Genomic DNA, 5,115 nt, shown 5'->3' on the forward strand with positions numbered 1-5,115 from the left:
CACCGGAGACGACATCCGCGAGGGCCTGACCGCGGTCGTCTCGGTGAAGCTCGCCGAGCCGCAGTTCGAGGGACAGACCAAGACGAAGCTCGGCAACTCCGAGGCACGGGGCTTCGTACACGGGGTAGTCACCGACCACCTCGGCGACTGGCTCGAGCGCAACCCGGGTCCGGCCAAGGACATCATCCGCAAGGCCATCATGGCCTCGCACGCCCGCATGGCCGCCCGCAAGGCCCGCGACAACGCCCGCCGCAAGTCCCCGCTGGAGTCCTTCGGCATGCCCGGCAAGCTCGCCGACTGCTCGTCCAAGGACCCGAAGCGCTGCGAGGTCTACATCGTGGAGGGCGACTCCGCGGGCGGCTCCGCCAAACGCGGCCGCAACCCGGAGACCCAGGCCATCCTCCCGCTGCGCGGCAAGATCCTGAACGTGGAGCGCGCCCGCCTGGACAAGGCCCTCGGCAACGCCGAGGTCCAGTCCATGATCACGGCGTTCGGCACAAACATCGGCGAGGAGTTCGACATCTCCAAGCTGCGCTACCACAAGATCGTGCTCATGGCCGATGCGGACGTGGACGGCCAGCACATCACCACCCTGCTGCTCACCGTGCTGTTCCGGTACATGCGCCCGCTCATCGAGGCCGGCCACGTGTTCCTCGCGCAGCCGCCGCTGTACCGCATCAAGTGGTCCAACGCCCCGCACGACTACGTGTTCTCCGACGCCGAGCGCGACGCCGCCCTCGAGGCCGGCCAGGCCAAGGGCTGGCGCCTTCCCAAGGACACCGGCATCCAGCGCTACAAGGGCCTGGGCGAGATGGACTACAACGAGCTGTGGGACACCACCATGGACCCGGAGCACCGCACCCTGCTCCAGGTCACCATGGACGACGCCGCCGCCGCGGACCAGGTGTTCTCCATGCTCATGGGCGAGGACGTCGAGTCCCGCCGCGGCTTCATCCAGCAGAACGCCAAGGACGTGCGCTTCCTGGACATCTGATCTTCGTCCTCCCGCGGCCGTTGACGGCGGCCGCGGGAACGGACACCCCACCCCGTCCGACGGGGGCCGCAAGCCCCCGGACGACCTGAGCTGACGAGGACGAGAGGACCCGCGTGAGCGACGAGACCACCCCGGAGAACCCGCAGAACCCGGAGAACCCGGCGGAGAACGACCAGACGCAGCAGGCGAGCGAGGCACCCCAGGAGGGGGCCGTCGTCGCCGGCGGCGCGGACCCCGAGGAGGGAGCAGGCGACGGCACCGTGCCGGCCGAGGCCTCCGAGGACCTGGAGATGTACGTCCTCCCCGAGGGCGCCGCGGACAGGGTCGACCACGTCGACCTCGAATCCGAGATGAAGCGCTCCTACCTGGACTACGCGATGGCCGTGATCGTCGGCCGCGCCCTGCCGGACGTGCGCGACGGCCTGAAGCCGGTGCACCGCCGCGTGCTCTACGCGATGTACGACGGCGGCTACCGCCCCGAGCGCTCCTTCAACAAGTCGGCCCGCGTGGTCGGCGAGGTGATGGGCAACTACCACCCCCACGGCGACTCTGCGATCTACGACGCCCTCGTCCGCCTCATCCAGGACTGGGTGATGCGCTACCCGCTGGCCCTCGGGCAGGGCAACTTCGGCTCCCCGGGCAACGACGGCGCCGCCGCCCAGCGCTACACCGAGACCAAGATGGCGCCGCTGGCCATGGACATGGTCCGGGACATCGACGAGGACACCGTCGACTTCCAGGACAACTACGACGGCAAGCAGCAGGAGCCCACCGTGCTCCCCGCCCGCTTCCCGAACCTGCTGGTCAACGGCTCCTCCGGCATCGCGGTCGGCATGGCCACCAACATCCCGCCGCACAACCTGCGCGAGGTCGCCGCCGGCGTCCGGTGGTACCTGGACAACCCCGAGGCCACCCGCGAGGAGCTGCTCGAGGCCCTGCTCAAGGAGGTCAAGGGCCCCGACTTCCCGACCGGCGCCACCATCCTCGGCACCAAGGGCATCGAGGACGCCTACCGCACCGGCCGCGGCTCCATCACCATGCGCGCCGTGGTCAACGTGGAGGAGATCCAGGGCCGCACCTGCCTGGTGGTCACCGAGCTGCCGTACATGGTGAACCCTGACAACCTCGCCGAGAAGATCGCCCACATGGTGCGCGACGGCAAGATCACCGGCATCGCCGACATGCGCGACGAGACCTCCGGCCGCACCGGCCAGCGTCTGGTGATCGTGCTCAAGCGCGACGCCGTGGCCAAGGTGGTGCTGAACAACCTCTACAAGCACACCGAGCTGCAGTCGAACTTCTCCGCGAACATGCTGGCCCTCGTGGACGGCGTGCCCCGCACCCTGTCCCTCGACGGCTTCGTCCACTACTGGGTGAAGCACCAGATCGAGGTCATCGTCCGCCGCACCGCCTTCCGCAAGGCCAAGGCCGAGCGCGAGGCACACATCCAGCTCGGCCTGCTCAAGGCCCTGGACATGCTGGACGAGGTCATCGCGACCATCCGCGCCTCCCGCTCCGTGGACGACGCCCGCGAGGCGCTCAAGGCGCTCCTGGACATCGACGACGAGCAGGCCCAGGCCATCCTGGACATGCAGCTGCGCCGCCTGGCCGCCCTCGAGCGCCAGAAGATCCAGGACAAGTACGACGAGCTGATGGCCCTCATCGCCGAGTACACGAAGATCCTCGAGGACCCGGCCCGCCAGCGCGAGGTGGTCTCCACCGAGCTCGGGGAGATCGTGGACAAGCACGGCGACGACCGCCGCACCCAGATCCTCTACGGCTACGACGGGGACATGTCCATGGAGGACCTGATCCCCGAGGAGGAGATGGTCGTCACCATCACCCGCGGCGGCTACGTCAAGCGCACCCGGCTGGACCAGTACCGGTCCCAGGGACGCGGCGGCAAGGGCGTCCGCGGGGCCATGCTGCGCGGTGACGACGTGGTGGAGCACTTCCTCACCGTGTCCACGCACCACTGGCTGCTGTTCTTCACGAACTTCGGCCGCGTGTACCGCATCAAGACCTACGAGCTCATCGAGGGCGGCCGCGACGCCAAGGGCCAGCACGTGGCCAACCTGCTGGCGTTCCAGCCGGACGAGCACATCGCGCAGATCCAGCCGCTGGCCGGCTATGACGGCGCCGACTACCTCGTGCTCGCCACCCGCAACGGCCTGGTGAAGAAGACCCTGCTGAGCGAGTACGACACCAACCGCTCCGCCGGCCTGATCGCCCTGCGCCTGCGCGACGGCGACGAGCTCGTCTCCGCCCGCGTGGTGTCCGCGGACGACGACCTCATCCTCATCTCCCGCAAGGGCCAGTCCGTGCGCTTCACCGCCACCGACGAGGCGCTGCGCCCCATGGGCCGCGCGACCTCCGGTGTGACCGGCATGAAGTTCCGCGACGACGACTGGCTGCTGGCCATGGACGTCATCTCCCCGGACGAGGACGGCTATGTCTTCACCGTGACCGACGGCGGCTACGCCAAGCGCACCCACGTGGGCGAGTACCGCACGCAGAACCGCGGCGGCCTCGGCATCAAGGTGGCCAAGCTCGTGGACGAGCGCGGCGGGCTGTGCGGCGGCCTCGTGGTGCAGGAGGACCAGGAGGTCCTCGTGGTCATGGAGTCCGGCAAGGTCGTCCGCTCGGCCGTGGCCGGCGTCCCGGCCAAGGGCCGCGACACCATGGGCGTCATCTTCGCCAAGCCGGACAAGAAGGACCGGATCGTCGCCGTGACCCTCAACAACGAGGAGGCCATCGAGGCCGACGCCGAGGCGGCCGCCGAGGCCGCTCCGGGTGGCGATGCCGAGGGAGCCGCGACCGACGCCGGCGAGGTCACGGGGGTACGCTTGGACGAGTCCACCGACCAGAACCACCCCGTGTCCGACGACGTGAGTGCCTCTGCTGAGGTCGACGCCGAGGATGCAGACGGAGGAGAGCAGTGAGCACTTCGGCCTCATCGCGTCCCCAGTCCGGCGCCGCCGGCACTCGGTCCGCCCGCCCCGCTCAGCGCACCGGCAAGGAGGGCCTGGTCCGCTCGGCGCCCAAGGCCAAGCAGCGCCGTGCACGCCTGATCGTCTCGCGGGTGGACATCTGGTCGGCCATGAAGCTGGGCTTCCTGCTGTCCGTGGCCCTCGGCATCATCACCGTGATCGGCGCGGTGGGCCTGTACTCGCTGATGCACCTGGCCGGCATCTTCGACCGTGTGAACGACGTGCTCGGCACCGTCCTCGGCGCCGAGTCCGGCAACTACACCGTCCAGCACCTCGCCCCGCTGGGCACCGTGGCCTCCCTGGCCACCATCGTCGCCGTGATGAACGTGGTGCTGCTGACCCTGCTGTCCGTGGTCCTCGCGGCCCTCTACAACGTCTCCGCCGCCCTCGTCGGCGGCCTGGGTGTGACCCTGACGGACGACTGATCGCCTGCCCGGCACCTCCGGGCGAAGACGGCCTCCTGCGACCGGGAGAACGCAGACGCCCGCGCAATTTGCGCGGGCGTCTGCGGCCGTGTAGAGTCTTTACTCGTTGTGAAGCACGGTTTCCGACCGGGCGGCATGGCGGTGAGGGCGTATAGCTCAGGCGGTTAGAGCGCTTCGCTGATAACGAAGAGGTCCCAAGTTCAAGTCTTGGTACGCCCACTCCCACAGCACTCGAGGCCCCGCTGGACGGGGCCTCAGTCGTCTGAGGGGATCCCACTCCACGCGAGGAGGCACAACGTGTCGAAGCTGAGCAGGGTGGCCGTGGCAGCGGTCGCCGCAGCGGCCGCCTGGGGCCTGCGCTCCTGGCAGCAGGCGCAGCAGGACCGGAGGGTCTGGGCCTCGGCCACGGACGAACTCCCGGAGGACGAGCCGGGCGCACGCTGAGCGATGCACCCGCTACAGTGGGACCACACAACTGAACAGCCGTGGGCTGGACAGCACACGGGGGCATGGCGCAATTGGTAGCGCACCTGCTTTGCAAGCAGGGGGTTAGGGGTTCGAGTCCCCTTGCCTCCACTCGAAGAATTCATGAGCCAGTGGCTTGTGGGAGATGAAGGCTCCGGCCCGGGAAACCGGCCGGAGCCTTCGTTCATTCACTTCGGTCTCCCGGCGGTCTCCCGGCATCGCAGCCGCTGGCTGCGGTTCT

4 protein-coding genes and 2 tRNA genes are annotated in these 5,115 nt (G+C 69.0%); all 6 read left to right on the forward strand.

Annotation, left to right across the window (positions count from 1 at the left end; translation table 11 throughout):
* Positions 1–994 (forward strand): toprim domain-containing protein (locus MLY01S_RS11570; RefSeq protein ID WP_255218028.1); only part of this gene is annotated, 994 nt, incomplete at its 5' end.
* A 290-nt stretch (positions 995–1,284) separates the two neighbouring features.
* Positions 1,285–3,936 carry a DNA gyrase subunit A gene (gyrA, locus tag MLY01S_RS11575; protein ID WP_067192324.1) on the forward strand — a complete coding sequence of 884 codons (2,652 nt, stop codon included), beginning with the start codon at positions 1,285–1,287 and terminating at the stop codon, positions 3,934–3,936.
* On the forward strand, positions 3,933–4,409 hold the full coding sequence (locus tag MLY01S_RS11580) for a DUF3566 domain-containing protein (RefSeq protein WP_067192321.1): 477 nt from the start codon (positions 3,933–3,935) through the stop codon (positions 4,407–4,409). Before gyrA ends, MLY01S_RS11580 begins: the two co-directional genes overlap by 4 nt.
* Positions 4,410–4,554: 145 nt before the next feature.
* A tRNA-Ile gene (locus MLY01S_RS11585) sits at positions 4,555–4,628 on the forward strand.
* A gap of 78 nt (positions 4,629–4,706) precedes the next feature.
* Positions 4,707–4,853, forward strand: a complete 147-nt coding sequence (locus MLY01S_RS12725; protein WP_167635523.1) for a hypothetical protein — start codon at positions 4,707–4,709, stop codon at positions 4,851–4,853.
* 59 nt (positions 4,854–4,912) lie between these two features.
* Positions 4,913–4,985 (forward strand) — tRNA-Ala (locus tag MLY01S_RS11590).
* Positions 4,986–5,115: the final 130 nt, after the last annotated feature.

This window comes from Micrococcus lylae NBRC 15355 (assembly GCF_001570885.1).
Taxonomy (GTDB): domain Bacteria; phylum Actinomycetota; class Actinomycetes; order Actinomycetales; family Micrococcaceae; genus Micrococcus; species Micrococcus lylae.

Coding starts and splice junctions, on each gene's coding strand:
- gyrA (WP_067192324.1), top strand. CDS start 1,285: ATGTACGTCCTCCCCGAGGGCGCCGCGGACAGGGTCGACCACGTCGAC.